This window comes from Acaricomes phytoseiuli DSM 14247 (assembly GCF_000376245.1).
Taxonomy (GTDB): domain Bacteria; phylum Actinomycetota; class Actinomycetes; order Actinomycetales; family Micrococcaceae; genus Renibacterium; species Renibacterium phytoseiuli.
This window is the reverse complement of the sequence record NZ_AQXM01000059.1, coordinates 14,902-41,000: the sequence shown is the minus strand read 5'-3', so window position 1 is coordinate 41,000 and position 26,099 is coordinate 14,902. Positions and strand designations below refer to the sequence as shown.

Annotated in this window: 24 protein-coding genes; 17 read left to right on the top strand and 7 right to left on the bottom strand. The window is 64.3% G+C overall.

Annotated elements, in window-relative coordinates; translation table 11 throughout:
- Window positions 1-50: 50 nt before the first annotated feature.
- The 6 genes from C501_RS12855 (at window position 51) to C501_RS0107805 (ending at window position 6,231) form a co-directional block, all read left to right on the top strand.
- Window positions 51-1,325: a C15 family peptidase gene (locus C501_RS12855; protein WP_018135075.1), complete on the top strand. Its 1,275-nt coding sequence runs from the start codon at window positions 51-53 to the stop codon at window positions 1,323-1,325.
- Between the two features lie 94 nt (window positions 1,326-1,419).
- Window positions 1,420-2,574, top strand: coding sequence for an NRAMP family divalent metal transporter (locus C501_RS12850; protein WP_018135074.1), 1,155 nt, complete (start codon window positions 1,420-1,422; stop codon window positions 2,572-2,574).
- 139 nt (window positions 2,575-2,713) lie between these two features.
- The gene (locus C501_RS0107820) at window positions 2,714-3,904 is read left to right on the top strand and encodes a thiolase family protein (RefSeq protein ID WP_018135073.1); all 1,191 of its coding nucleotides are present in this window, start codon (window positions 2,714-2,716) and stop codon (window positions 3,902-3,904) included.
- Window positions 3,901-4,749, top strand: a complete 849-nt coding sequence (locus C501_RS0107815) for an enoyl-CoA hydratase/isomerase family protein (RefSeq protein WP_018135072.1) — start codon at window positions 3,901-3,903, stop codon at window positions 4,747-4,749. Before C501_RS0107820 ends, C501_RS0107815 begins: the two co-directional genes overlap by 4 nt.
- Window positions 4,730-5,593: a 3-hydroxyacyl-CoA dehydrogenase family protein gene (locus C501_RS0107810; protein WP_043568598.1), complete on the top strand. Its 864-nt coding sequence runs from the start codon at window positions 4,730-4,732 to the stop codon at window positions 5,591-5,593. The genes C501_RS0107815 and C501_RS0107810 overlap by 20 nt, the downstream gene beginning before the upstream one ends.
- A gap of 83 nt (window positions 5,594-5,676) precedes the next feature.
- Window positions 5,677-6,231, top strand: coding sequence for a GNAT family N-acetyltransferase (locus C501_RS0107805; RefSeq protein WP_018135070.1), 555 nt, complete (start codon window positions 5,677-5,679; stop codon window positions 6,229-6,231).
- On the opposite strand, the gene C501_RS0107800 is transcribed toward C501_RS0107805, so the two are convergent.
- A complete protein-coding gene (locus tag C501_RS0107800; protein WP_018135069.1) occupies window positions 6,217-6,675 on the bottom strand; it encodes a hotdog fold thioesterase in 459 nt (152 codons plus the stop codon). The two genes, C501_RS0107805 and C501_RS0107800, sit on opposite strands and share 15 nt — an antisense overlap.
- A 137-nt stretch (window positions 6,676-6,812) precedes the next feature.
- On the opposite strand from C501_RS0107800, the gene paaZ reads away from it, so the two are divergent.
- Window positions 6,813-8,942, top strand: a complete 2,130-nt coding sequence (gene paaZ, locus C501_RS0107795) for a phenylacetic acid degradation bifunctional protein PaaZ (protein ID WP_018135068.1) — start codon at window positions 6,813-6,815, stop codon at window positions 8,940-8,942.
- On the opposite strand, the gene C501_RS0107790 is transcribed toward paaZ, so the two are convergent.
- Complete coding sequence (locus tag C501_RS0107790; RefSeq protein WP_018135067.1) at window positions 8,939-9,580, bottom strand: TetR/AcrR family transcriptional regulator; 642 nt, start codon at window positions 9,578-9,580, stop codon at window positions 8,939-8,941. The genes paaZ and C501_RS0107790 overlap by 4 nt on opposite strands.
- Window positions 9,577-10,905 (bottom strand): AMP-binding protein, encoded by a 1,329-nt coding sequence (locus tag C501_RS0107785; protein WP_018135066.1) that lies wholly within the window; start codon window positions 10,903-10,905, stop codon window positions 9,577-9,579. The genes C501_RS0107790 and C501_RS0107785 overlap by 4 nt, the downstream gene beginning before the upstream one ends.
- Before the next feature lie 323 nt (window positions 10,906-11,228).
- On the opposite strand from C501_RS0107785, the gene C501_RS0107780 reads away from it, so the two are divergent.
- From C501_RS0107780 to C501_RS0107765, 4 genes are all read left to right on the top strand, one after another.
- Window positions 11,229-12,737, top strand: a complete 1,509-nt coding sequence (locus C501_RS0107780) for an LCP family protein (protein WP_018135065.1) — start codon at window positions 11,229-11,231, stop codon at window positions 12,735-12,737.
- 147 nt (window positions 12,738-12,884) lie between these two features.
- Complete coding sequence (pta, locus tag C501_RS0107775; RefSeq protein ID WP_281098869.1) at window positions 12,885-15,002, top strand: phosphate acetyltransferase; 2,118 nt, start codon at window positions 12,885-12,887, stop codon at window positions 15,000-15,002.
- Window positions 14,999-16,162, top strand: a complete 1,164-nt coding sequence (locus C501_RS0107770) for an acetate/propionate family kinase (RefSeq protein WP_018135063.1) — start codon at window positions 14,999-15,001, stop codon at window positions 16,160-16,162. Before pta ends, C501_RS0107770 begins: the two co-directional genes overlap by 4 nt.
- A gap of 21 nt (window positions 16,163-16,183) precedes the next feature.
- Entirely contained in the window at window positions 16,184-16,753 is a 570-nt protein-coding gene (locus tag C501_RS0107765; protein WP_018135062.1) for a GNAT family N-acetyltransferase, read from the top strand.
- Here the strand turns inward: C501_RS0107765 and C501_RS12845 are convergent.
- Together C501_RS12845 and C501_RS0107755 are read right to left on the bottom strand one after the other, a co-directional pair.
- Complete coding sequence (locus C501_RS12845) at window positions 16,740-17,654, bottom strand: trypsin-like serine peptidase (protein WP_018135061.1); 915 nt, start codon at window positions 17,652-17,654, stop codon at window positions 16,740-16,742. The genes C501_RS0107765 and C501_RS12845 overlap by 14 nt on opposite strands.
- Window positions 17,655-17,805: 151 nt before the next feature.
- Window positions 17,806-19,980, bottom strand: a complete 2,175-nt coding sequence (locus tag C501_RS0107755; protein ID WP_018135060.1) for a S9 family peptidase — start codon at window positions 19,978-19,980, stop codon at window positions 17,806-17,808.
- A 109-nt stretch (window positions 19,981-20,089) separates the two neighbouring features.
- On the opposite strand from C501_RS0107755, the gene paaA reads away from it, so the two are divergent.
- The 6 genes from paaA to C501_RS0107725 are packed head-to-tail and all read left to right on the top strand — an operon-like array spanning window position 20,090 to window position 24,692.
- Window positions 20,090-21,079: a 1,2-phenylacetyl-CoA epoxidase subunit PaaA gene (gene paaA, locus C501_RS0107750; RefSeq protein ID WP_018135059.1), complete on the top strand. Its 990-nt coding sequence runs from the start codon at window positions 20,090-20,092 to the stop codon at window positions 21,077-21,079.
- The gene (gene paaB / locus C501_RS0107745; RefSeq protein WP_018135058.1) at window positions 21,076-21,378 is read left to right on the top strand and encodes a 1,2-phenylacetyl-CoA epoxidase subunit PaaB; all 303 of its coding nucleotides are present in this window, start codon (window positions 21,076-21,078) and stop codon (window positions 21,376-21,378) included. Before paaA ends, paaB begins: the two co-directional genes overlap by 4 nt.
- Window position 21,379: 1 nt before the next feature.
- On the top strand, window positions 21,380-22,216 hold the full coding sequence (gene paaC / locus C501_RS0107740) for a 1,2-phenylacetyl-CoA epoxidase subunit PaaC (protein WP_018135057.1): 837 nt from the start codon (window positions 21,380-21,382) through the stop codon (window positions 22,214-22,216).
- Window positions 22,210-22,704, top strand: a complete 495-nt coding sequence (gene paaD, locus C501_RS0107735; RefSeq protein WP_018135056.1) for a 1,2-phenylacetyl-CoA epoxidase subunit PaaD — start codon at window positions 22,210-22,212, stop codon at window positions 22,702-22,704. The genes paaC and paaD overlap by 7 nt, the downstream gene beginning before the upstream one ends.
- Window positions 22,704-23,906 carry a 1,2-phenylacetyl-CoA epoxidase subunit PaaE gene (paaE, locus tag C501_RS0107730; RefSeq protein WP_026174735.1) on the top strand — a complete coding sequence of 401 codons (1,203 nt, stop codon included), beginning with the start codon at window positions 22,704-22,706 and terminating at the stop codon, window positions 23,904-23,906. The genes paaD and paaE overlap by 1 nt, the downstream gene beginning before the upstream one ends.
- A 9-nt stretch (window positions 23,907-23,915) precedes the next feature.
- The gene (locus tag C501_RS0107725; RefSeq protein ID WP_018135054.1) at window positions 23,916-24,692 is read left to right on the top strand and encodes an enoyl-CoA hydratase/isomerase family protein; all 777 of its coding nucleotides are present in this window, start codon (window positions 23,916-23,918) and stop codon (window positions 24,690-24,692) included.
- A gap of 16 nt (window positions 24,693-24,708) precedes the next feature.
- On the opposite strand, the gene C501_RS0107720 is transcribed toward C501_RS0107725, so the two are convergent.
- A complete protein-coding gene (locus C501_RS0107720) occupies window positions 24,709-25,476 on the bottom strand; it encodes a hypothetical protein (protein ID WP_018135053.1) in 768 nt (255 codons plus the stop codon).
- Window positions 25,477-25,589: 113 nt separating this feature from the next.
- Window positions 25,590-26,030, bottom strand: coding sequence for an Lrp/AsnC family transcriptional regulator (locus C501_RS0107715; RefSeq protein WP_018135052.1), 441 nt, complete (start codon window positions 26,028-26,030; stop codon window positions 25,590-25,592).
- Between the last annotated feature and the right edge of the window lie 69 nt (window positions 26,031-26,099).

The window sequence follows — 26,099 nt, the reverse complement described above, 5'->3', positions numbered from 1 at the left end:
GAAGGAACCGAAATGCTAGCGGGTCTCGGCCCAGACGCGCCAGAAGCCTGATGGTGAGCGGTCTGGCGATGACGATGTTTCTAGGCGCGCTCGTCACTGCCGTTCCGGCCGCTCAGGGAGCCCGTTTGCAGGACACTCTGCTGCCCAATGTGGAAGAAGCTCGGCTCAGCACACCTCTTCCGGGAGCCGCGGAACCCTACTCGCAGCAGATCATCCGCCAGAGTGGTCTGCAGCCCGTTGTCGATGCGTTCGCCGCGCAGCTCCCCACGGCGGCTCCACAGACTATCGAGCAGAGGCTCGAAGCAGCGGGCCGGGGGCTGTGGCAGTCAGCGCTCGATAACGCCCAGGGCCGCAATCCCCAGTACGATGGCGACCGCTACGAGGATCACGGGTTGTACTGGGCTCGACTGTCGATGCGCATGACGATCAAGAGCTGGGTCGCGCAGAATCCGCTGGCCCTGCCTCGACTCAATGAGCTACTCGATCAATTCGAGCGATCCTCCAGGGGGCTTTCTGAGCTTGGTTTCACGGCTGATCCGGGAGTGGCCAAGGTCATGATCAGCGGTTTCGATCCCTTCCTCCTGGACTCGAGACTCAGCATGGCCAACCCTTCAGGAGCGGCGATCCTGCAGCTTTCAGGCCGGGTGCTGGATACCCCGCAAGGTCCTATTCAGGTGCAAGCGGTGATGCTCCCCGTAACCTGGTCAGGGTTCGATGCGGGCATTGTCGAAGACGCTTACGGCCCTCAACTGCAGCAGGGTCCGGCGAACGCGCAGATCGCGATGACGATCAGCCAGGGCGGGAACCGATTCGATATCGAGCGCTGGGCCGGAGTATGGCGTGGTGGATCAGTCGATAATCTCAACGAAGGCGTTGCTCAGGGGTATCGGCAGGAAGTGCCGCCGGCAGCCGGCTGGCCGCAGACCCGGCAGAGTCCGCAGTTCATCAACACCACCCTGCCCGCGGCCCAGATGCAGGCCGTGCCCACTGGCCCGTATCCGGTGAACTTCCGGCAGTCCTATTGCTCATCTTCTACTCCGGAGCGCCTCGATGTGAATTGCGCGGAGGGCGTTCCCGCGGAGGACGCTTTCGCCCGGGCCGGCAGCGGCGGCGATTACCTCTCCAACGAGAGCATGTACCGGGTCAACCGCCTGCGTGAAGGCTTGGGCCGTGATGACATCGCGGGCGGGCACCTCCATGTGCCAGTCCTGAGCTACACCGGTACACAGAGCACCGGAAGCAGTGAGCAGTTCCGGGCTAGTCGCCAGAATGTCGCGGAGCAGACGCGGGAGCTGATCCTGCTCGCCCCAGCGGCGGTGCGATGAGCGATGTCCGCAACGGTGGGACACGGTAGAACCGGGGGAACCGCCCCGGGCGAATCCAGCAGGCAAGCCGGCGCGCTCGGCGCTGTTGGGGGCGATGTTTCTGATGGCGACCGCGGCCATCGGCCCCGGCTTCATCACCCAGACCACTGTTTTCACGGCTTCTCTCGGCGCGGCTTTCGCCTTCGCCATCCTGATCTCCATCGTGGTGGATATCGCGGTGCAGATGAACGTCTGGCGTGTGCTCGGTGTCTCCGGTCTGCGCGCTCAGGAGCTCGGAAACAAGATCCTGCCGGGTGTCGGTTGGGTGCTCGCCGCGCTGATCGCCTTCGGCGGTCTGATCTTCAATGTGGGCAATGTCGCCGGGGGCGGGCTCGGCCTGAACGCCTTGTTGGGTGTCGACGCTAAAGTCGGCGGGGCCATCACGGCAGCCGTGGCGATCGCCATTTTCCTGGTGCGCCGGGCAGGCGTTGCCCTGGACCGGATCGTCGTGGTGTTGGGTCTGGTGATGATCCTGCTCACCTGCTACACCGCGATCGTTTCCAAGCCTCCGCTTGCAGAGGCCTTGCGGCAGACCGTATTTCCCGCAGAGATCGACTTCCTGGCCATCACCACGCTCATCGGCGGGACCGTCGGCGGCTACATCACTTATGCCGGAGCGCATCGGCTGATCGACTCCGGGACCACTGGAGTGCAGAATATCCGGCAGATCAGCGGGGCGTCGGTCACCGGCATCATCGTCACCGGCATCATGCGGGTGCTGCTGTTCTTGGCGGTTCTGGGCGTTGTAGTCGGGGGAGTGACGCTGGCGGCCGAGAACCCGGCGGCCACGGCTTTCCAGGCCGCGGCCGGGGAGCTCGGGTTGCGTCTTTTCGACGCCGTGCTCTGGGCGGCGGCGATCACCAGTGTGATCGGTGCGTCCTACACCTCGGTGTCCTTCCTGAGCGCGCGCTTGCGAGGAGAAGGCCGGCGGCGCGGCTTGATTACCTGCGGATTCATCGTGGTCTCTACGGGAATCTTCCTGTTGATCAACCAGGCGCCGCCCACGCTGCTGATCTTGGCCGGTGCGCTCAACGGTTTAGTGCTACCGATCGGATTCACCGTGATCCTCTGGGCTGCCTGGTTCCGTAGGGATCTGCTGGGCGGGTACCGGTATCCGCGGTGGCTGCTGATCGCCGGTGTCGCGGGCTGGGCAATCTCGCTCTTCCTGGGGTGGATGGCGCTCGGTAGCCTGGGCAAACTGTGGAGCTGATCGCGGCTGCCCGGCTGTGCAGAGCCCCGGGCATCGACTGCGCTGATCGTTGACCGCCCCGGGGCGGTGTGCCATATTGATAGAGTTTTAGTGAACGAGCGGTCAGTAAATCCTTTGGTTCCGCAGAGCGGAGGGCACAATGAGCGAGGCGTTTCTGGTTGATGGTCTACGCACACCTATCGGCAGATACGCCGGCGCTCTAGCCGGTACCCGGCCGGACGACCTGGCCGCCACGGTGCTCCGCGCTGTTGTCGAACGCGCTGGAGCGGACCCGGAAGCCATCGACGAAGTCATCCTCGGCAACGCCAACCAGGCCGGCGAGGACAACCGCAATATCGCCCGGATGGCTTTGCTGCTCGCCGGGCTCCCGCAGTCCGTGCCGGGCCTCACCGTGAACCGGCTCTGCGCTTCGGGGATGAGCGCGATCAGCCTGGCCGCGCAGATGATCCAGGCCGGAGCGGCGGATCTCGTGCTCGCCGGCGGAGTGGAGTCCATGAGCCGAGCCCCCTGGGTCATGGCCAAACCGGAGAAGGCCTTCGCCAAACCGGGGGAGATCTTCGATACCTCTATCTGCTGGCGGTTCACCAACCCGCGGTTCAGCGCCGAAGAGACGTTATCGATGCCGGAAACCGCTGAGGAAGTCGCTGCGTTGGACGGTATCACCCGGGAGCAGGCCGATGAATTCGCGCTGGAGTCGCATCAGCGAGCAGTGGCCGCCATGGATGCCGGGCGGTTCAGCGCGGAGATCCTGCCCGTGGACGTCCGGTCCGGAAAAACGACCGTGACCATGAGCGCCGATGAGGGCCCCCGACGGGACAGCTCTTTGGCTGCGCTCGCCGGCTTGCGGCCCGTGGTCCGTCCAGAGGGCGTGGTGACCGCGGGCAATGCCTCATCGCTCAATGACGGTGCCGCCGCGGTCCTGATCGCCTCTGACCAGGCGGTGCGGCGATTCGGGCTGACACCGCGGGCCAGGGTTCTCGGCTCGGCTGCTGCCGGAGTGGAGCCCAAGCTCATGGGCCTGGGCCCCGTGCCGGCCACGGAGAAAGTGCTGACTCGCACCGGCACGACCATCGATCAGATCGGTGCCGTCGAACTCAACGAGGCTTTCGCGAGCCAGGCACTAGCCTGCATCCGAAGGCTCGGCCTGGACCCGCGACGCGTCAACGCGGATGGCGGCGCCATCGCCCTGGGGCATCCGCTGGGCTCCTCCGGAGCGCGGATCACGGTCACCCTGCTCGGCCGGATGGAGCGCGAGGGCGCTGCACTGGGCCTGGCCACTATGTGCGTCGGCGTGGGCCAGGGCACCGCGCTGCTGCTGGAGCGGGCATGAGTCGAACCGCTGGGTCACCCGCCGCCCCGTTTCGGACGCTGCTCGTTGACGAGCGCCCCGGGCGGCTCCTGGTTCGGCTCAACCGGCCAGAGGTCCGCAATGCCATCGATCAGACCATGGTGGACGAACTCCACCGGGTCTGCGGACTCCTGGAGCACGAGCCCCGGGTTCTGATCCTCACCGGGACGGCAGCGGATGCCGAGGCCAAGGGGCGCTCAGGGGTCTTCGCCTCTGGTGCGGATATCGCCGAACTGCGCGAGCGGCGCCTTGAGGACGCGCTCAAAGGCATCAACACCAGGCTCTTCCTGCGCATCGCGGAACTGCCCATGCCGGTGATCGCCGCGCTTGACGGCTATGTGCTCGGCGGCGGTGCAGAACTGGCCTACGCCGCTGATTTTCGGATAGGCACCGAAGCGGTGCGCATCGGCAATCCGGAGGCTTCGCTGGGCATCATCGCTGCCGCAGGTGCCTGCTGGCGGCTGCCGGAGCTGGTCGGTGAGCCCCTGGCGAAAGAGATCCTGCTGGCCGGGCGGATTCTGGACGGGAGGGAAGCGCTCGCGGCGAGGCTGCTTTCCAGTCTGCACACCCCGGAGCAGCTGCTGCCCGCCGCCGAGGAGCTCGCGGATCGGATTCTGGCGCAGGATCCGCTCGCCGTGCAGTTCACCAAATCAGTTATGCAGGCCCCTCGGACAGAGCACCCGCGGGCTGATCTGGAAGCGCAGGCCGTGCTCTTCGAATCCGAGGCCAAGTTCGCCCGGATGGATGCTTTCCTCGCTAAGCGGCGGCAGAAGACTCAAGGCACGGCTGACGAGGACGGTGGAAGAGATGGCAGCAGCAGTTCCTAAGCGGCTTCCCGAGCGCATCGGTGTGATCGGGGGTGGCCGCATGGGAGCGGGAATCGCGCATGCTTTCCTGACGCACGGCTGCACGGTCTCTGTGGTTGAAGCGGATGCAGCCGCTGTGCCCGCGGCGTATGAACGGGTGGCGCAGGCGGTCGCCAAGAGCGCGGAACGGGGCCTGCTGGAGCTGCCGGCGGAGACCGTCATGACGGGCTTGCGCATCGGCTCCGAGCCGGACCTCCTGGAAGGCTCTGCTCTGGTGGTCGAAGCCGTTCCCGAGGATTTCGGCCTCAAGGCGGACGCACTGCGCTGCGCCGAAGAAGCCACCGCCAGGGCTGCGGTGCTGGCCAGCAATACGTCGTCTTTATCTATCGACGCCCTGGCGGCGGTGCTCCGCACTCCGGAACGATTCCTGGGTCTGCATTTCTTCAACCCGGTGCCGGCGTCGAAACTCATCGAAGTCGTGGTGGGCGAGAGCAGTGGCCCGGAACTCGTCAGGACGGCGCAGCACTGGTGCGAGGCTCTCGGGAAGCGCGTTGTCACCGTGCAGGACTCACCGGGATTCGCGTCATCACGGCTTGGTTTGGTTATCGCCCTGGAAGCGATGCGGATGCTGGAAGCCGGCGTGGCCTCAGCGGAGGATATCGATGCCGCCATGGAGCTGGGCTACAAGCATCCGATGGGGCCGCTGCGGACTTCCGATGTGGTCGGCCTGGACGTCAGGCTGGGCATCGCGGAGTATCTTGCCGCGACCCTGGGCCCTCGGTTCGACCCGCCGCAGCTGCTCCGGGACAAGGTGGTGCGTGGGGAACTGGGCCGTAAAAGTGGTCAAGGATTCTTCAGTTGGTGACGGCAGAGGCGAGCACGCCTGAGGCTGCGTCCTCGGGTTCCGGTGCGCTAACAGCGATAACACCGATAACTCTGAATGGCCGGTTGGTCCGCCTCGAGCCGCTTTCCCGGGATCATCACGATGATCTGACGGCGGCGGTGCGCGATGGTGAGCTCTGGAAGCTCTGGTACACCTCGGTTCTCAGCCCGGAGGAGATGCGCGCGGAGATCGATCGCCGCCTGGCCCTCCAGGCACAAGGGACGATGCTGCCGTTCGCGGCCCGCCGGGTCAGTGACGGCAAGATGGTCGGGATGACCACCTATATGAATATCGACGCTGCGCTGCCTCGGCTGGAGATCGGTGCCACCTGGACCGCAGCCAGTGCCCAGGGCAGCGGGATCAACGCGGAATCGAAGCTGCTGCTCCTGGAGCACGCCTTCGAGACGCTGCGCTGCGTCGCTGTGGAATTCCGAACTTCATGGCACAACCATCAATCCCGGGCCGCGATCGCCCGGCTGGGTTCCCGACAGGATGGCGCACTGCGGAATATGCCGGATCGGGGGGAGCAGGCCGTGCGGGATGTCGTGGTCTTCTCCATCCTGCCGCATGAGTGGCCCTCGGTCCGCGCCGGCCTGCAGCACCGCTTAGCATCTCGCTGAAGAGCCCTCAGAGTCTGCGCGGACCGGCGGCTTGTCTGATTTGCCCGGTGGATCCAGGAGCAGGTTGCTGATCCGCAGGGTACATAACCGTTCACCGGTCTCAGCGGTGATCAGTACCTGATGGCTGGTCAAGGAGCTTCCCAAGTGCAGGGGCGTCGCCGTGATCGTGACCAGGCCTTCTCTGGCGCTGCGGTGATGAGTGGCGGAGACATCAACCCCAACCGCGGTTTTTCCGAGGGTCGAGGCATGGATCACCGCAGCCCAGGAGCCGACGGCTTCACCGACGGCGAGGGATGCGCCGCCGTGCAGCAGCCCGAAGGACTGGCGGTTCCCGGCTACCGGCATGGTCGCCACGATCCGCTCCGCCGATTCTTCGATGATCCGCACGCCCATTTTCTCGTCCAGCTCACCCAGGGTGATCCGCCATGGTCCGGTAGTTTCCATGGGCACTACGCTACTGCCGCCTGGCGCTGGAAGAAGAAAGACACCATAACAACTTACTTACTGAACGTTCGTTCGGTAGACTTGCTGGAGTCTCGTTCCGGCCCTGTTCCGGCACCGCCTACGGAAGGACGTCGCTGATGACCTCGCTCTCCGCCGCCAGCTCCGAGTTGGCGATCCTGCCCTCATATTTCCAAGGCCAGTGGTGGGCCCCGGAATCCGCAGCCCCGGATGCTCCGCTGGCCCGGGACGCGACTACGGGAGAGCCCATCGCCAGGGTCAGCGCCGAAGGCGCGGACCTGCCCGGGGCCATCGCCTACGCCCGGGGTCTGGGGCAGCGGAATCTGGGCGAACTGACGTTCCACCAGCGCGCGCTGCTGCTCAAGCAGCTCGCCATCTTCCTCAACGAGCGCCGAGCCGAGCTCAACGAGATCTCCGCACGCACCGGTGCCACCGAGAAGGATCACCTGATCGATATCGACGGCGGTGTCGGGGTGCTCTTCACCTTCGGCTCCAAGGGGCGCCGGGAGCTGCCCAACGCGAAGGTCATGATCGACGGCCCGCTCGAAGTGCTCTCCCGCGACGGCTCATTCCTCGGCGAGCATATTTACACCCGGATCCCCGGCGTCGCGGTGCAGATCAATGCCTTCAATTTCCCGGTCTGGGGGATGCTGGAGAAATTCGCCCCGGCTTTCCTCGCCGGGGTGCCCAGCATCGTCAAACCGGCGACACCTACGGGATACCTCACCGAAGCAGCGGTGCGGCTGATGCTTGAATCGGGCCTCCTGCCTGATGGCTCCTTGCAGCTGATCTCTGGAGCTGCCCGTGACTTGCTGGACCACCTCGATTACCGGGACCTAGTGGCCTTCACCGGTTCGGCGAGCACCGCGAGAAGGCTCAAAGAGCACCCGCGGGTGGTGAGCGGCGGGCTCCGCTTCACCTCGGAGACCGATTCCCTCAATGCTGCCATCCTCGGCCCGGATGCCGTGCCAGGAACGCCCGAATTCGACGCCTTCGTCCGTTCCGCGGTCAGCGAGATGACCGCTAAAGCCGGGCAGAAGTGCACCAGCATCCGGCGGCTTATCGTCCCGGAACAGCTCAGGGAGTCGGTGATCACGGCGATCTCCAGCAGCTTTCAGGAGCGCGTGAGGCTCGGTGACCCCCGAGCCCCCGGGGTGACCATGGGCGCGCTGGCTTCCCTGGACCAACTCGCCGATGTGCGAGCCGCAGTGCGCACCATGGTGGCCGCGGGCGGAGAAATCGTCTACGGCTCCCTAGAGGCCCCCGCCGTGATCCGGCAGGACGGCAGCGAAGGCGATGCGCCCGGAGGCGCTTTCATGTCGCCGGTGCTCTTGACCTGGCCGGAGCCAACGACTGCGGCGGTGCATGAGATCGAGGTTTTCGGGCCGGTGGCCTCGGTGCTTGGCTACCGCAGTCTCGATGAAGCCCTCGACCTAGCCGCCAGGGGGGCGGGATCTCTCGTCGCCACGGTCTGCTCCCATGACCCGCTGATCGTCCAGTACCTGGTCAGCGGCATCGCTGCGCATCACGGACGGGTACTCGTACTGGACCGCGATGATGCGCACAGCTCCACCGGGCACGGTTCACCCGTGCCGCATCTACTGCACGGTGGCCCCGGCCGGGCAGGCGGTGGCGAAGAGCTCGGCGGCATGCTCTCGGTACGGCACCATATGCAGCGCACCGCAGTTCAGGGCTCCCCGGATGTGCTGACCGCGGTGACTGGGGTGTGGCATCCAGGGGCGCAGCGCCGCTTCGGGGAAACGCACCCTTTCCGCAAATCGCTCGCCGAGCTGCGCCTCGGCGATGCCTACGCCTCGCCGCTGCGCGAGGTGAGCCTGCAGGATGTCAGCGACTTCGCGGCCAGCACGGGGGACACTTTCTACGCGCACACCAATGCCGAGGCTGCGGCGGCGAACCCTTTCTTCCCCGGCATCGTGGCACACGGCTATCTGCTCATCTCCTGGGCCGCGGGGCTTTTCGTCGACCCCGAACCGGGGCCGGTGCTGGCGAATTACGGCTTGGAGAATCTCAGGTTCATCACCCCGCTGGCAGCCGGCGATGCCTTCCGGGTGACGCTCACGGCCAAGCAGATCACCCCGCGCGAGGACCAGGACTACGGCGAAGTGCGCTGGGACGCTGTTCTGCACAACCAGCACGATGAGATCGTGGCGACCTACGATGTGCTCACACTGGTCGCCAAGACCCAAGCGAGAGTGAGCGCGGAGACGGAAGCGAGCCTAGCCGTCTAATGGCTTTGCCGGAGTGTCGCCGGGGCGTCTGCACTCCGGAGCCCGTTGAAGATCATCGCGAGCACCTGATCCGCCAGCTCTTCCGCGTCGAGCTCGCCATCGGGCCGGTACCACTCGACCACGGAGTTGACCGTGCCGAAGATCAACCGCTCTGCTACCCGGGGGTCTAGATCACCGCGCAGCTCGCCCTCCTGCTGGGCCTCGCGAATCAGGGCGGCCACCGTCCGGTCGAAGTCGCGCCGCCGCCTGAGCGCCTTGCGCTCCATCTCGGTATTGCCACGCAGCCTGAGCAGAAGCGTGACATACGGCAGCTGCTCGATCAGGGCCAGAACGGTTCCACGCAGGAGCCGTTCCAGCCGCTGCGTGGCGGGAAGATCCGCGCCGGTCTCCGCCGCCAGCAGCGATTCCAGGCTGCCGAGGGCTTTTTCCAGAGCCAGCTGAAGCAGTGACTCCTTCGAATCCACATGGTGGTAGATCGCCGATTTGGAGATTCCCAACCGGTCTGCGAGAAGACCCATGGATGTCGCCTCATAGCCGTGCTCGTTGAAAACCGTCACGGCGACTTGAAGGACTGTGTCTTGGTCATAGCCGGGCCTGCCGCGTCGGACCAATCGTTCACCGGGGCTCACCATGGTCATGTGCTTCCTTCCTCGGTGCGCAGGTTATAGACGCGACGAAGCTTGCCATTGGACCTCGCCAGACTCTCCGGAGGGACGACGGCGACCACCGCGGTAGAGCCGATATGCGTTTTGATCTGCTCGGCCAGCAGGGCGGCCGCGGATTCATCCTGCTCCGGAGTCGTGCTCCCGCGCGACTCCACGCGCACCGTGAGCTGATCCATCCGGCTGTCCGCCGGGCGGTTCAGCTCCAGCTGGAAATGGGGGCTCAGCACCTGGTTCCGCAGTACCAGCTCCTCGACCTGCGAAGGGAAGAGATTGACCCCGCGGACGATGATCATATCGTCCGTGCGCCCATTGATCCTCGCCATCCGGCGCATCCCCGGGCGTGCTGTACCCGGAAGTAACCGGGTGAGGTCCTTCGTCCGGTAGCGGATGAGCGGCAGCGCTTCTTTGCTCAGCGTGGTCAACACGAGCTCGCCGTTCTGACCATCGGGCAACACCGCACCCGGGGCCTCTGGCGCATAAGGGTCCACGATCTCCGGCAGGAAGTGATCTTCCCAGAGATGGAACCTGTCCTGGGTCTGCGCGAACTCGCCGCCGACGCCCGGCCCCATTACCTCCGACAGCCCGTAGATATCGCAGGCCTTCAGATCCAGGCCGGCTTCGAGCTCAGCCCGCATCTCCTCGGTCCAGGGCTCTGCTCCGCATATCGCATAGCGCAGTGAGGTCCGGCGCGGATCCAGGCCCTGATGCTGCATGGCATCCATGAGGGTCAGCAGGTAGGTGGGAGTGCACATGATGACTTCCGGCTGGAAATCCTGAATCAGCTGAATCTGCCGTTCGGTCTGGCCTCCGGACATCGGTATGACGGTCGCGCCCAGCGCCTCGGCCCCGTAGTGGGCGCCGAGGCCGCCGGTGAAAAGGCCGTAGCCGTAAGCGATATGGATCTTATCGCCGGGGCGTGCGCCGGAGGCACGCAGAGAGCGGGCGACGAGTTCAGCCCAGTTCTGCAGATCGCCCCGGGTGTACCCGACCACTGTCGGCTTGCCGGTGGTGCCGGAGGATGCGTGCACCCGGCAGATCTGGTCCTGCGGCACTGCGAACATACCGAAGGGGTATTCCTGGCGCAGATCCTTTTTGCTGGTGTACGGGAAGTGCTCGAGATCGGCCAGGGTTCGCAGGTCTTCCGGACGGATGCCGATGGCATCGAATTTCCGCTGATACAGCGGGACGCGCTGGTAGGCGTAAGCCAAGGTGGCGCGCAGCGATTCTAGCTGCCATTGCCTGATCCGCTCGACAGGCCAGTGCTCAGCGCCCTCGGCAGCAGACGGTAGAAGGGACATCCTCGTTCTCCTTCTGGCTGGTTCTTCCTGATCACATGACCGAATGTTCATTCAGGTAATCGGTAGAAGCGCTACCTGTCAAGGTGAAGGGTAGTGACCCCGGTTCTAACCTGTGGAGGCATTGCCGCTTACTGCGTGATCTGGAACACTTGCTGAGTTGCTTCTCAGCAAGTGTTTGGCATGATGTACTCCTAACACTGCTTCGGCATCTTTTACTCTGGGAGATCAATGCCTTGACCGAAACTATTTTGAGCCGACGTTCGGCCCGTCACAGTAGCCCGCGGCACCTGGTTTCATCCGATCACCCCTCGCGGTTCCGCCGCATGATTGGGCCGGCCCTGCTCAACGTGGCCCTCCCCGGGATACCAATTTTCCTGCGGAGCACCAGTTCGCTGCGCTGGATCTTCCTCGTGATTCCCGCCATTTTCTGGGCGTTGGGTGGATACATCCTGATCTCCACCCTGATCAGTCGGGCGTGGGCGATCGCCCTGCTGACGCATCCCATGCGCTCGCTTTTTCTGATGCTGGGGCTCATCGCACTGGCGCTGTGGTACCTCATCACCTACCTGGGCCTTTTCTGGGTCTTCGCCTTCCGCAAGCAGAAGCCTCGCTTAAAGACGCTGATGGCCCTGCTCCTAGTGCCCCTGATGCTGCTGACCAGCGGAGTCAGCGCCTATGCGGCGAATCTGGTCAACATCAGCCGGGACGCGTTGGGGAACATCTTCCTGGGCCCATCCGGGGCGGATGTGGACCCCATGACTCCTTATCTCCAGCCGGTGGATGGCCGGTATAACTTTTTGGTGATGGGCGGGGATGCTGGGGAGGACCGGGAGGGGCGCCGGCCGGACAGCATCATCGTGGTCAGTGTGGATGCTCAGAGTGGTCAGGCGACCACGGTTTCGATTCCCAGGAATTTCCAGAACGCTCCGTTCCCGGCGTCTTCGCCGATGAATCAGATCTACCCGGAGGGCTATAACTGCGGGGATAACTGCATCATCAACTCGTTGTACACCGAAGTCACTCAGAACTATCAGAATCTCTACCCGGGTGAAAAAGACCCGGGTGCCCAGGCCATGATGGACGCCACTAGCGGCATCCTCGGCCTGCCGATCCAGGCTTATGTCATCGTTGATATGGCGAACTTCTCCCAGTTGATTGATCTGATGGGTGGAGTCAAGATCAATGCTGGGGGTTGGGTGCCGATCAGTGGGGCGGCGCTGGATAATTACGGTACGCATTTGCCTCCTGAGGGGTGGATCGCTCCGGGGGTGCAGACTCTGGATGGGTATCAGGCGCTGTGGTACGCCCGGTCCCGGGAGTACACCACTGATTACGCCCGCAGCCAGCGCCAGCAGTGCGTGGTCCAGGCGATGGTGAAGCAGATGGACCCGCTCAAAGTGCTCACCAGATTCGGTGAACTGGCTAAAGCCGGTCAGCAGATCATGGAATCGGATATCACCACGGAACAGCTGAGCACCTTCCTCGACCTGGCCATCAAATCCCAGAACGAGCCGGTGAAACGGCTCACCTTGGGGCCACCCGATTTTGGCGTCAATTTCTCTACGTACCCGGATTTTTCGGAGATCCGCAGCAAGGTCAAAGAGCTGCTGGATCCGAATTACCCCACGGCGACGGCCAGCCCCTCGGCGAGCGCATCAGCGGAGAGCACTAACGGAGCGAGTAGCGCCTCTCCATCGCCTACCTCAGGGGCCAGCCCGAGCCCGAGTGGGCCGCCGATCACCCAGGAGCGTCTGCAGCGTCTGGCGGAACTGGGGGATACGGACACCCTGGTGGGTCTGCTGGCTAACAACGGCGACTGCAGTCCCGGATAGCAGTGGGCTGAGCGAGTCCTTGCTCACAAAATTCCTGCTGCGCCCTCCGATTTTGACAGGATAGTGAGAGGAGTTCCGCACGGCACTCGGTTCTGTTATGCAAGTGCCGTAGCGCCAGGCAAAGCCAAGCAAACGGGGTGTGGGATAGTGACTCGAGACGAAACCGTAGCGCAGAAGGCCGCTCAGGGAATTTATGTCAGCGCAGCCATGCCAGGTTCTGGGAAGTCCCTTATCACGCTCGGCCTGGCCGATGCGCTGCACCGGCGCGCAGACCGGATCGGCTTCTTCCGACCTATCGTGGAATCCGACGAGGTCTCGGCGGATCCCATGGTGGAGATGATGGCCCGTACTTTCGATCTGTCTCCAGAGGTCTGCCGGGCTGGAATGTCAGCCCGGGAGGCGAGGTCCCTGCTGGCAGCCGGCCAGCGCGAGGAGATCGACTCCCGTTGCGTCGCGATGTACGCCGAGATCGCCCGTGAAGTCGATGTGGTGATCGTCGAAGGCACCGATCTGATGGGCCAGGACGCTGCCGTCGAGTTCGGCCTCAACGCCCGCTTGGCGAATAATCTCGGAGCGGTGATGCTCGCCGTGGTGAGCGCCAAGGGGCGCACGACGACGGAAGTCGCCGATGCCGTGGACGTCACGCGCAAAGAACTGACCGACGCTCGCTGCACGCTGCTGGCGATGATGGTCAATCGGGCGGCCCCCGAGCAGATCCCGGATATCGCCTCCTCGCTGCGGCCTGGAGCCTCCGGAAAACCCGTCTACATCCTCCCCGAGATTCCCGAGATCGCTAGGCCCACCGTGGGTGAAGTAGCGGCGAACCTGGGCTTGCGTCAGATCGCGGGAAGCCCGGAGCACGAACGCGATGCGGAGTCGATCAAAGTCGCAGCGATGAGCGTCGGTAATTTCCTCAACGTCCTGGAGAACGGTGCCTTGGTCATCGTGCCGGGGGATCGGGCCGATGTCATGGTGGCCACGCTCGCCTCGACGTTCTCGCCCGAGTTCCCGGTGCCCTCGGGTCTGATCCTGACCGGCGGCCTGGTTCCGGACGCGCATATCTACCCTTTGCTCGCGCAAGCGCCCTTCCCGGTGTTCGATACCGCCGAGGACACTTACACGACGGCCCAGCGGGTCAGCGAGGTGCGCAGCGAGATCTGGTCCCCGCAGCGCCGGAAGGTAGCAGCTGCCCTCGGCGCGTGGTCCCGCCAGGTCGATGAGGCGGAGCTGCTGGAACGCATCGATATCCCACGGCCGGTGCGGATGACGCCGCTGCGCTTCCTGCATGAGCTCATCGAGAAGGCGCGGGCCGACCGGAAGCACATTGTGCTCCCCGAGGGCGAGGATGCGCGGATTCTCCGCGCGGCTGAGATCTTGCACCGGCGCGACGTCTGCGATTTGACCATCCTGGGCAAGGAGACCGAGGTCCGCGAGCTCGCGGCGAACCACGGTGTGGACCTGAGCGGTATTCAGATCATGGACCCTGCGGAAAGCCCGCTGTACCCGGGCTTCGCGGAAGAGTACGCGAAGCTCCGCGCCCACAAGGGAGTTGATATCGTCCGGGCCAGGGAAGTCATGCTGGAGCCTTCGTACTTCGGGACCATGATGGTTCAGCTCGGCGAGGTGGACGGCATGGTCTCAGGTGCTGCGCACACCACCGCGAACACCATCCGTCCGGCGCTGGAATTTGTGAAGACCGCACCGGGGGTCAGCATCGTCTCTTCGGTGTTCTTGATGCTTCTGCCGGATCGGGTGCTGGTCTACGGCGACTGCGCGGTCAACCCGGAACCGAATGAAGAGCAGCTCGCCGACATCGCGATCGCCTCGGCGCAGACCGCTGAGCAGTTCGGCGTGGACCCTCGGGTGGCCATGCTCTCCTATTCCACGGGGGAATCCGGTTCCGGGGCTGCAGTGGAGGAAGTCCGGCGTGCTACGGAACTGGTCCGCCAGCGCCGTCCGGATCTGGCCGTCGAAGGGCCTATCCAGTACGACGCCGCCGCCGATGCTTCGATCGCGGCATCGAAGCTGCCCAGTTCCCAGGTAGCAGGCCAGGCCACGGTCTTCATTTTCCCGGACCTGAACACCGGAAACAACACCTACAAAGCCGTGCAGCAGTCATCCCGGGCAGTGGCCGTGGGGCCGGTACTCCAGGGGCTGCGCAAGCCCATCAACGATCTCTCCCGGGGCTGCACCGTGGAGGATATCGTCAACACGGTGGCGATCACGGCGATCCAGGCGCAGGGCAGTGAGGTAGGGGAACGATGAAAGTCTTAGTGATCAACGCAGGGTCTTCTTCGCTCAAGTATCAGCTGCGCGATGTCACCGCGGGCAGTGCTCTCTACGAGGGCGTCATCGAGAAGATCGGCCAGCCGGGAGGAGAAGCCGCGGACCATACGCAGGCTCTGGACCTGGCGGCCCGACGGCTTAAAGCGGCTGTCGGGAGTGAGTCAGAAGAGTCTGAAGAGTCCGCGGAGCTGCCCTTTGAGGCGGTTGGGCACCGGGTGGTGCACGGCGGGGAGCGCTTTGGTGAGCCCGTGCTGATCGATGAGGAGAACCTGCCGGCCATCGAGCAGCTCAGCCCGCTGGCTCCGCTGCACAACCCGGCGAATGTTCTGGGCATCCGTGCGATTGCGCAAAGGTGGCCTGATCTGCCCCAGGTTGCGGTCTTCGATACGGCGTTCCACCGGACGTTGCCCGAGCACGCCTGGCGGTACCCGATTCCGGATGAGCTCTATCAGCAGCACGGAATCCGCCGCTACGGCTTCCATGGCACCAGCCATGAATACGTCTCTCGGCGCGCGGCCGAGTTCCTGGATATTCCGCTGGACCGGTTCCGCGGGATCATCGCGCATCTGGGCAACGGCGCGTCGGTGACTGCGATCAGGGATGGCCAGAGCGTTGATACGTCCATGGGGTTCACCCCGCTCGAAGGCCTGGTCATGGGCACTCGCAGTGGGGATGTGGACCCGTCGATCCTGGTGTTCCTGGGCCAGCAAGGGTATTCGGCGGAAGAGATTGATGCTCTGCTCAACCGCAGATCCGGATTGCTGGCGCTTGCCGGCAGTAATGATATGCGTGAGGTGGAGGCTGCCACCGAGGCCGGTGACGAGCGGGCGATCGCGGCCCTGACACTCTCCAGTTACCGGCTTGCGAAGTACATCGGCGCGTATCACATCGCCGTGGGTGGCGCTGAGGCGCTGGTCTTCACCGCTGGGCTCGGTGAGAATTCCCCGGTGTACCGGAAGCTGGTCGCCGACCGCCTGCAGGCCCTCGGCATTCGATTGGATGAGCAGCTCAATCTGGAACGGTCGAAGCAGCCGCGGGTCATCAGCACTCCGGATTCGTCGATTCCGCTACTGGTGATCCCGACTGACGAGGAACGCGCCATCGCCGAAGCCACTGCGGGCCTGATCGCTACTTCCTGAACTGCTTGATAGCCTGCGGGCATGATCGAGATCCCTTACCCGCTGCGTACTGAGCGGTTATTGCTGCGCCGTTTCGTTCCGCAAGACCTGGCTGCCTATCACGCCTACGAATCTTTGCCGCAGACCGCGCGTTACTTGCTCAATGAAGCACGGAGTCTGGCGCAGAGCATGGAGCGGGTGGGCCGGATGAGTCAGGAGGAACCGCTCAGGCCCGGCCAGTGGGCGGTTTTTGCGGTAGAACTTCGACACGCTCCGGGGCTTCTGGGCAGCGTGGACCTCAAATGGGACGAAGGTGGCGATGAACAGCACGGTCTGGTGGGCGAGATCGGCTGGATCTTCGCCCCGGAAGCCCGAGGTAAGGGCTATGCGACCGAAGCGGCGCGGGCACTCTGCGACCTGGCGTTCGAGCGGCTCGGCTTCTACCGGCTTCAGGCCCGGCTCGATGCCGCCAATACAGCTTCGGCGCGACTCTGTGAGCGGTTGGGCATGCAGCATGAGGGGACGCTGAGGGAGAACATGTATCTCAAGGGCGAGTGGACCTCGGAGGCGATCTACGGGATGCTGCGGACGGAACTGCTCAGCGGTCTTTGAGTCTCGCCAGGGTACTGAACAGCTGTGGGCTGAGCCGGGTGCCGCTGTTCTGCGGGTAGCTGGCGCTGGTGCCGTAGTTGTGAATGGCGACGGCCTGTCGGTTTGAGTCGTAGACCGGGGAGCCGCTCTGGCCGCCCATGGTATCCACCGGGTAGAAGACCTTCGCCGGGGTGACTGAGGCAACTTTATTGCTATCGCTCCACATCGTGCCGAGCGGTTTGTCTCCTGGGTAGCCGGTCACTGTGACGGGCAGCCCTTTGAGCTTCGCGTCGCTTGCGGTGCGGAATCCGAACCACCCGGTCTGCTGGCCCACGCTGCAATCGAGTTTTAGCACTGCCCAGTCGTAGACCCAGTTCCGCTCCGAGACCCAGCGCTGGTCCGTCCACACCTGGTTGGGGCGGCATGAGCCGTAAGGTGTCTGGTCACCGTTCCGCCCGGGTCGAACCTCGAAGTTGGTGGTCCACCTGACGCTGGCGGCGCTGAACACGCAGTGCCCGGCAGTGACCATGGTGTCGGCGGAGATCAGCCAGCCGGTGCAGCCGGAAAGAGAGTTACCGGAAAGCTCTGCCACCGCGCGGTACGGCACTCCGCGGGTGTTCTTGATCTGCCGCCGGTTATCCGGGCCGATGATGGACTCGGCGGTCATGAAGTTCGCCGCCACGGAGGTGTACCCAACAGGGGCGGTGAGCCCGGAGGCGTCCAGCGGCGTGCTCAGATCGGGCTGGCCATTGACGACGGAATAGCCCACCGGGGTGATCGTCGTCCCGTCATAAGCTGCTTGCTTATTTGTCTGTGCAGTGCCGGCAGCGGTGGCGGCACTCGCCGGGCCGAGGCCGCCGATCGCGAGAGCGGCGATCGCCAGAATGCTTGCCGCTTGTGCGGATAGATGACGGAAAAGCATCGGTAAAGTTCCTCTCCATGTGACTGCTCAGGAAATCCCTCCCTAACCACAGCGCATGGACAGGAAATGTTCAGAGATTCTCAGTTCAGGCTTGATGCACCCTGGCTTTTCCCTCGGAAGACCCTGGAAAGCAGGAGTGGGGGAGCTCGAGTTAGCTGATGGTTCGAGGGGCCTCGAGCGCGTCGATCAGGAATGCGTAGTCCCAGGCGCGGGCCTGCCAGCCGGCGTATCTGCCGGAGGCGCCGCCGTGGCCGGCTTCCATTTCCACTTTGAGAATGATCGGCTGCTCGCCGGTTCCCGTGCGCCGCAGCTCCTGAACCCATTTCGCCGGTTCCGCCGGGAGCACCCGGGCGTCGTTGAGGCTGGTCACCGCTGCGATCTTCGGATAATCCGTGGCCCGGACGTTCTCATAGGGGGAGTAGCTTTTCATGTAGCGGTAGACCTCGGGGTCTTCGAGGGGGTTGCCCCATTCTTCCCACTCCAGGGCGGAAAGCGGTAGCTCCGGGTTGAGGATCGTGGTGAGAGCGTCGACGAAGGGCACCTGCGCCAGCACCGCGGTGAATCTAGCCGGTGCCAGATTCAGCACCGCGCCCATGAGCAGACCTCCCGCGGAGCCTCCCATTGCGGCGATCCTGGCTGGATCAGCCCAGCTGGATTCCGCCAGCCAGTCCGCGGTGGCCAGGAAGTCGGTGAAACTGTTCTTCTTCGCCAGTTTCTTTCCGTCTTCGTACCAAGCCCTGCCGAGCTCGCCGCCACCGCGCACATGTGCGATCACGAAGACAATGCCGCGGTCCAGTAGGGACAGGCGCGGTATGGAGAAGCCCGGATCCATACTGGCTTCGTAACTGCCGTACCCGTAGATCACGGCCGGGTTCTGTCCGTTGGGTTCGAGGTCGGCCCGCCGGATCACAGAGAGCGGCACCAGCGTGCCGTCGTTTGCGGCGGCCCACTCGCGCTCGGCGATGTAGTCGGCAGGTTGGTATCCGCCCAGCACCGGGGTTTCTTTGCGCAGCAGCAGTTCACCGGTTTCCAGGACGTAATCGTAGACTCTGGGCGGTATCAGGAATGAGGTGTACTGGAGTCGGATCACCGGTGCCTGGTATTCGGCTCCGGCCAGGTTCACGGTGCTCAGGGCCTCATCGAATTCAGGGGTGGTCGGTGGTGCGCAGAGATCGCTCAGGTCGAAGAGCAACACGGTTTCCGTGGTGTTCCGCCGGAGCGAGACGATGGCGTGGCTCGCGGTGACCTGGACCCCATAGACGCGCACGGCCTCATCGTGCGGCAGCACCGTATCCCAGTGCTGATCGGCCAGTGGCCGGCCGAGATCCGTCCAGGGCAGCAGAGAGACCATTGAATTCCGGGCGTGCCGGTTATGTGTCAGGAGCAGGGCGCGTCCGGCGGAGGTGAGCACCGGTTCGGCCTCGTAGAGAATCCGTTCTTCCCGGCTGATGACGGTGCGCAGGCCGGCTTCGCGGTCCTGGAAATCCAGGATCCGGACTTCTGAGTATTCGGAGCAGCTGATGGTCAGCAGCAAGGAGCGGCGGTCCGCGGCCAGATCCAGGCTGAGCCACATCCCCGGGGAATCCTCCTGGAAGATCAGCTCGTCCTGCTCAGTGCTGGAGCCCAGGCGGTGCGCCCAGACTTGGTGCGGGCGCCAGGAGTCGTCCGCCACGGTGTAGAAGAGCTCGGTGCCGTCCGGGGAGAAAGCGGCCCCGTAGAAGACGTTGTCGATCCGGTCGGGGAGCAGTACACCGCTGCGGAGGTCTTTGATGCGCAAGGAGAACCGCTCGTCACCGCGGTGGTCCGCAGAATATGCGAGCAGGTTCTGGTCTCGGCTGACCGTCAGATCGCCTAGCGAGAAGAAGGGGTTCCCTTCGGCTTCGGCATTGCCATCGATGAGGATCTGCTCCGCCGGGTCCGGTTGCTCGGCATCGATGACGGGAGGCGTCCAGCTGACCAGGCTGGAAGGTTCGGTTGAGGATTCTGCCGGGATCCGGCAGTGGATCGGATACTGCTGGCCGGCGGCGGTGCGCCGGTAGTACCACCAGTCGCCACGGCGGTGGGGGACGGAGAGGTCGGTTTCCAGGGTGCGGTTCTTGATCTCCGTGAAGATGGCTTGCCGCAGCGGCTCCTGGTCTGCGGTGAGCGCTTCGGCATAGGCCTGTTCGGCCTGCAGATGCGCCAGGACCTCAGGGTTCTCCGGATCGCTCAGCCACTGGAAGTCATCGATGAAGGTGTCGCCGTGATGGCTGCGGGGTGTGGGGATCCGCGCAGCGATAGGCGGCTGAGGGGCGATCTCGGTGACCTCTGTGATTTCGGAATGCATGGTCTCCACGGTAGCGAAGAAGCGGGCATCGAGTACGATATACTGAATGAACGTTCAGTAAGTCGGTGATCGTGGCTGAGGCGCTGACGTGCGAATCCAGGGAGTGGCAATGGCGCAAGAACCCGATACTGGTACTGATCAGGTAGCTCAGGAAGTCTTCGATCGGCTGATCGCTGCGGATTCCAGGATCGAGCCCCGGGACTGGATGCCGGAGGCCTACCGCAAGACCCTGACCCGGCAGATCTCCCAGCACGCGCACTCCGAGATCATCGGCATGCAGCCCGAGGCCAATTGGATCTCCCGTGCTCCGAGCCTCAAGCGCAAAGCGATCCTGATGGCCAAAGTGCAGGACGAAGCCGGTCATGGCCTGTACCTCTACTCTGCAGCAGAGACCCTCGGAACGCCGCGAGAGCAGATGACAGAGGAGCTGACCGCCGGAAAAGCCAGGTACAGCAGCATCTTCAACTACCCGACCCTTTCTTGGGCCGATGTCGGTGCTATCGGCTGGTTGGTCGACGGTGCCGCGATCTGCAATCAGGTCCCCTTGTGCCGCGCCTCCTACGGGCCCTACGGGCGGGCCATGGTAAGGATCTGCAAAGAGGAGTCCTTCCACCAGCGCCAGGGTTTCGAGATCCTGCTCGAACTCGCCCGTGGCACTGCGGCGCAGCGCCAGATGGCTCAGGATGCGGTGAATCGCTGGTACGCGCCGAGTCTCATGATGTTCGGCCCGCCGGACGATGATTCGCCGAATTCCAAACAGTCCATGGCCTGGAACATCAAGCGCTTCTCCAATGACGAACTGCGCCAGCGCTTCGTAGGCATGATCGCGGAGCAGGTCCAGGTGCTCGGGCTGACTCTGCCGGATGATGAGATTCGCTTCGACGCGGAGGCCGATACCTGGCAGCACGGCCCCCTCGACTGGACGGAGTTCAAAGCAGTGCTCGCCGGGAACGGCCCCTGCAACGCACAGCGCCTGGAGCGCCGCAGGCAGGCGCATGAGAACGGCGCCTGGGTGCGTGAAGCGGCTGCCGCCTATGCTGCGCGCGAGAGCGTCGATCAAGATCGTGCTGGCGAGCTCGCTGAAATGGGGGCGGCATGAACGCGGAACTAAAATCTCAGCAGTCCTGGCCGCTCTGGGAAGTCTTCGTGCGCTCTTCCCGTGGGCTCTCCCACGTCCACGCTGGGTCGCTGCACGCCCCCGATGCTTCGATGGCCCTGCGCAATGCCCGGGATCTGTACACCCGACGCAACGAGGGCGTCTCCGTCTGGGTGGTCCCGGCCGAGGCCATCGTCGCCTCGGACCCGGATGCCAAAGGCGCTTTCTTCGAGTCCCCGCAGGGCAAGGACTACCGTCACGCTACCTACTACACGCAGAGCGAAGGGGTGAAGCACCTCTAATATGGCCCATGACTCAGCAACCCGGATCACGCCCGGCAATGCGCTCCGACCCGAGGACATCACCGCCCAGGACCGGGCGCCTTCCGAGGCCGTAGCGGAGTACGCGCTCTGGCTGGGCGACGATGCGCTCATCCTGGCACAGCGACTGGCGCACTGGATCTCCCGCGCCCCGGAGCTCGAAGAGGATGTGGCTCTGGGCAATATCGCCCTCGATCAGCTCGGCCATGCCCGTTCCTTCCTGAGCTATGCGGCGAAAGCGCGCAGCTCTGCCGAGGGGCGGCCCCTGACCGAGGATGATCTGGCCTATTGGCGCGATGAAACGCAGTTCCGCTCCGTGCATCTGATCGAGCAGCCCAATGGCGACTTTGCGGTGACCATCGCGCGCCAGTTCATCATCTCCGGGTATCAGTACGAGCTGTACTCCCGGCTCCAGCGCAGCGCGGACCCCACACTCGCGGCGATCGCCGCGAAAGCGGTCAAAGAGGTCGACTATCACCGCGATCACGCCGTCCAGTGGCTGCTCCGGCTGGCCCGCGGGACCGAGGAGTCGCACCGCCGCATGGTCGCGGCCCTTGCACTGGTCTGGCCGCACCTGGAAGAGCTCTTCGATGATCAACCGCTTTACGCTGAACTGGCGGATGTGGCGGTGGCCCCGGCCTCCTTCCGATCCGAGTTTGACGCTTCTCTGACCGGTGCCCTGGAACGGGCGGAACTGCAGTCACCGCAGTTGCCCAGGGCCAGTGGCGGCGGCCGTTCCGGTCAGCACACCGAGCACCTGGGGTATCTGCTGGCCGAGATGCAGGTGCTGGCCAGGGCCCATCCGGGGGCCTCGTGGTGACCGCGTCCCAGGCGCTGACCGCTGCGGAGCTGTGGCATATCGCGGCGCGGGTCAAAGATCCGGAGATCCCGGTGCTGAGCATCGCGGAGCTGGGCATCCTGCGCGGCGTGGACATCGGAGCCGATGGCATCGTCCTGGTGACCATCACCCCGACCTACTCCGGCTGCCCGGCCATGGATGCGATCACCGAGGACTTGCGGGCCGAGTTCGCCCGGGAAGGTCTGGAGGCTCAGGTGCGCCTGGTGCTCTCACCGGCCTGGACGACGGACTGGATGACCGCGGTGGGCAAAGCCAAGCTGAAGGACTACGGCATCGCCCCGCCGCAGCACGCCTCCGGCGACCCGGTGCGGCTGAACCTGAGCGTCAAGTGCCCGCAATGCGATTCCCTCAAGACCCGGGAGCTCACCCGTTTCGGCTCGACCTCCTGCAGGGCGCTGTATCAGTGCCTCGACTGCCTGGAGCCCTTCGACTACTTCAAGGTGCTCTGATGTCCGCTACTCGAGAGTCTGCAGGTACTGCCACCAGCGCAGCCCGCCGCCGCACAGCTTTTCACCCGCTTGTGGTCAAGCAGATCCGGCGGCTCACCGCAGACGCCATCGAAGCAGCTTTCCACGTACCGGCCGAGCTCGCGGGGAGCTTCGACTACCTGCCCGGGCAGTACGTGGCTTTGCGCGCCTCGGTATCGGATGCTGAGGGCGTACCGCGGGAACTGCGCCGCAGCTATTCCATCTGCGCGTTGCCAGCTAGTTTCGCCGACGGCAGCAGCGAGATCCGGGTGGCGATCAAGAAGGATCTCGGCGGTCTGTTCTCCACCTGGGCCAATACCGAGCTCGCCGTAGGCGATGTCCTGGAAGTCATGAGCCCTGCGGGTGCTTTCACCTCCCGGCGGCATAATGTACTCACCGATTTGAACCATCCGGAGAACCTCGAAGCAGCCGGCCGGGGCGGCAGCTTCGTCGCGGTAGCTGCCGGCTCCGGGATCACTCCCGTCATCGCGATCGCCAGCACCCTGCTCGCTGTGCACCCGGAGACCCGGGTGGATCTGGTGTACGCGAATAAGGCGGCATTGGACGTCATGTTCCTGGAGGAGCTGGCAGACCTCAAAGATCGCTATCCGGCCCGTTTCGCAATCCACCACGTGCTCTCCCGAGAGCAGCGGATAGCGCCGCTGCTCTCCGGCCGTATCGATGCCCGGAAGCTGGAACTGCTCCTAGACTCAGCGATCCCCGTTGACGCCGTGGACGAGTGGTTCCTCTGCGGGCCCTTCGAGCTGGTTCAGCTGTGCCGGGACGCGCTCGCCGAGCGCGGTGTGCCCGCCGACCGGGTGCGTTTCGAGCTCTTCAGCACGGGCGCGCCCCGTGAGCCGCAGGGCCAGATCGGCCGGCCGGTGCCCGAGGATACCGGTGAAACCGTGGATATCGCGTTCACCCTGGACGGGTTGAAGGGCTCGGTGAAAAGCCCGGCCCAGGCACGCGAATCCGTTCTCAACGCCGCCCTGCGAGTGCGCCCGGATGTGCCTTTCGCCTGTGCCGGGGGTGTCTGCGGAACCTGCCGGGCCAAGGTGATCAGCGGTAGCGTGGAGATGGAGGAGAACTACGCTCTGGAACCCGATGAACTGGAGCGCGGCTATGTGCTCACCTGCCAGGCTCGCCCTACGAGTGAGTCGGTCACTGTCGACTACGACGTCTGAGAGGTTGCCATGATCGAGCTGCATATCGACGGCCGAGTGGCCGAGGTGGTGCTCAACGCCCCGGAGAAACTGAATGCGCTGGATTCCATAGCGCTGGAAGAACTCCGAGCTGCCATCGAGCACGCCTCGACGCTCGCGGAAGCAGGCGAGATCCGGGCGCTGCTGCTGCGGGCCGAGGGCAGGGCGTTCTGCGCGGGTCGGGACCTCGGCGAGGTGGTCACGGACGCCGATGACGCCGAGGCCTTCCTGGATCAGAAGATCGTGCCGGCGATCCGGGCTATCATGGAGTTCCCGGCCCCGAGCTTCGCCGCCGGCCAGGGGGCCGCGCTGGGCGCCGGGCTGGGTATTCTCAGCGCCGCCGATGTGGTGTACGTGGCCGAGGATGCGAAGATCGGCTCGCCCTTCGCCAAACTCGCCATGGTTCTGGATTCCGGAATGACCTGGCATTTCGTTGAACGGCTCGGAGTGCACCGGACCCTGGATCTGATGTACACCGCGGATCTGATCAGCGGCGCGGAGGCCGTCCGGGCGGGCTTGTTCAGCCGGGCGTTCCCGGCGGATGAACTGCTCGAACGGACCCGTGGCATCGTCGCCCGGGTGGCTGAGGGGCCGCGGGGCGCGCTCGCCGATAACAAGCGCGTGGTCACCGCGATCCGGGATCAGCGGATGAACTACTGGGAGGCTTTCGAACTGGAGAACAAGCTCCAAGGGGCGATCGCGGAGACCGAGGATTACCAGGAGGGCATCGCGGCTTTCCAGGAGAAGCGTCCGCCGAAGTTCCGCTGACGGCGACTGTTGCGGACTACGGCGAGGGAAGCTCTGCGGTCGTGAAGACTTCGGAGAGCGCCGCGTTCCAGCTAGGGACCGGGTTGACCGACTCGGGGCAGCGCTGGGCGATAACCATCAAACCCTCAGCCTGTGGCATCGCCCGCATCGCGAAGCGCATCGTGAAGGGCTGCCCTTCGATGGAGAAGCCGACGCTCTGCGATAAGTAGGCGAGTTTAGGGCCGTCCGTCCGCTCGCTGCTGATAGCCACCGGGGAAAGCTCGTCGAGAACCACGCTCGAATCAGCCTGTTCCTTGACCTGACTGATCTGATCCCGCAGCTGGGCTTCGGTGGCCGGGGTGTCATCCGTGGTGATCTCGGAGCCCTGGCTGTTCGCAGGCAGAATGGCCTGATTGAGGAATAAACTGCAGCCGTTCTGATTCGCGTAAATGTAGATCCCCTGAGCCGGATTGCTCTGCGGGCTGGTTACCCACCCTGTAGGGGGTTCGGAATTCCAGTATGGCGGTTGGGTATACGCGGTGGGGGAGTCCAACGGCAGGGCGCCGTCGACCTGACTGCTATCGGCGGCCTGGGGGCCCGAAGGTGTCAGCCGTACCATGGTTCCAGCGGCGAAAAATAACCCGGTGACGATGATCGCGCTGCCCAGGACCACAGCCCCGACGAGCAGTAGCCAGCCCCAGACCGGCAAGAGACGGGTTCCTCGCACCGGAGGCGGGACCAGAGCCGAAATAGGCTCAGCCAGTGGCTGCGGAGTATTGGGCGGTGGCGTATCCGATGTGCTCATTGCTCGTTGTCCGATCCCCAGCCCGCTTGTTCTTCATCCGGCTAGCTCATAGCTGTGTGTTCCTAGGGAAGATATCACGGGCTGAGCTTCTGGACCCCACGCTGCATCCAGCGCTATCGGGTGTCCAGGTCATCGAAGATCAGGGCGGTCCGGGTATCCAGGACCCCGGGGATCTTCTGCAGCTGGTCGAAGACCACGCTGCGCAGGTGCTCGGTGTCCTCGGCGCGGACGAGGATGATTACATCGAAATCACCGCCGACCAGGGCGATGTGGTGCACCTCGTTGATCGCGGTGAGGGCGTCGCGCAGGGACCGCCAGGAATGCTGCTTGACCTTCAGGGTCACATAGGCCGAGGATTCCAGCCCGGCTTTGACCGGATCGACCACCGCGCCGACCTTTCGGAGCACCCCGGATTCGATCAGCCGGTTGAACCGGGTATATGCGTGTGCCCGGCTGATATGCACTCGTTCAGCCAGAGCGCTCATGGAAAGCCTGCCGTCCTGGCTCAGCTCGACCAGGATCTGCCGGTCGATATCGTCCGGTGATGCATCCATATTCGCCCTTCTTCTGTCCGCTGAGCCTTTTGTCTACGGAACTGCGGAGTAATCCAGGCCACATTGACT

Coding starts and splice junctions, on each gene's coding strand:
- C501_RS12855 (WP_018135075.1), top strand. CDS start 51: ATGGTGAGCGGTCTGGCGATGACGATGTTTCTAGGCGCGCTCGTCACT.
- C501_RS12850 (WP_018135074.1), top strand. CDS start 1,420: ATGTTTCTGATGGCGACCGCGGCCATCGGCCCCGGCTTCATCACCCAG.
- C501_RS0107820 (WP_018135073.1), top strand. CDS start 2,714: ATGAGCGAGGCGTTTCTGGTTGATGGTCTACGCACACCTATCGGCAGA.
- C501_RS0107815 (WP_018135072.1), top strand. CDS start 3,901: ATGAGTCGAACCGCTGGGTCACCCGCCGCCCCGTTTCGGACGCTGCTC.
- C501_RS0107810 (WP_043568598.1), top strand. CDS start 4,730: ATGGCAGCAGCAGTTCCTAAGCGGCTTCCCGAGCGCATCGGTGTGATC.
- C501_RS0107800 (WP_018135069.1), bottom strand. CDS start 6,675: ATGGAAACTACCGGACCATGGCGGATCACCCTGGGTGAGCTGGACGAG.
- paaZ (WP_018135068.1), top strand. CDS start 6,813: ATGACCTCGCTCTCCGCCGCCAGCTCCGAGTTGGCGATCCTGCCCTCA.
- C501_RS0107790 (WP_018135067.1), bottom strand. CDS start 9,580: ATGACCATGGTGAGCCCCGGTGAACGATTGGTCCGACGCGGCAGGCCC.
- C501_RS0107785 (WP_018135066.1), bottom strand. CDS start 10,905: ATGTCCCTTCTACCGTCTGCTGCCGAGGGCGCTGAGCACTGGCCTGTC.
- C501_RS0107780 (WP_018135065.1), top strand. CDS start 11,229: ATGATTGGGCCGGCCCTGCTCAACGTGGCCCTCCCCGGGATACCAATT.
- C501_RS0107770 (WP_018135063.1), top strand. CDS start 14,999: ATGAAAGTCTTAGTGATCAACGCAGGGTCTTCTTCGCTCAAGTATCAG.
- C501_RS0107765 (WP_018135062.1), top strand. CDS start 16,184: ATGATCGAGATCCCTTACCCGCTGCGTACTGAGCGGTTATTGCTGCGC.
- C501_RS12845 (WP_018135061.1), bottom strand. CDS start 17,654: ATGCTTTTCCGTCATCTATCCGCACAAGCGGCAAGCATTCTGGCGATC.
- C501_RS0107755 (WP_018135060.1), bottom strand. CDS start 19,980: ATGCATTCCGAAATCACAGAGGTCACCGAGATCGCCCCTCAGCCGCCT.
- paaA (WP_018135059.1), top strand. CDS start 20,090: ATGGCGCAAGAACCCGATACTGGTACTGATCAGGTAGCTCAGGAAGTC.
- paaB (WP_018135058.1), top strand. CDS start 21,076: ATGAACGCGGAACTAAAATCTCAGCAGTCCTGGCCGCTCTGGGAAGTC.
- paaC (WP_018135057.1), top strand. CDS start 21,380: ATGGCCCATGACTCAGCAACCCGGATCACGCCCGGCAATGCGCTCCGA.
- paaE (WP_026174735.1), top strand. CDS start 22,704: ATGTCCGCTACTCGAGAGTCTGCAGGTACTGCCACCAGCGCAGCCCGC.
- C501_RS0107725 (WP_018135054.1), top strand. CDS start 23,916: ATGATCGAGCTGCATATCGACGGCCGAGTGGCCGAGGTGGTGCTCAAC.
- C501_RS0107720 (WP_018135053.1), bottom strand. CDS start 25,476: ATGAGCACATCGGATACGCCACCGCCCAATACTCCGCAGCCACTGGCT.
- C501_RS0107715 (WP_018135052.1), bottom strand. CDS start 26,030: ATGGATGCATCACCGGACGATATCGACCGGCAGATCCTGGTCGAGCTG.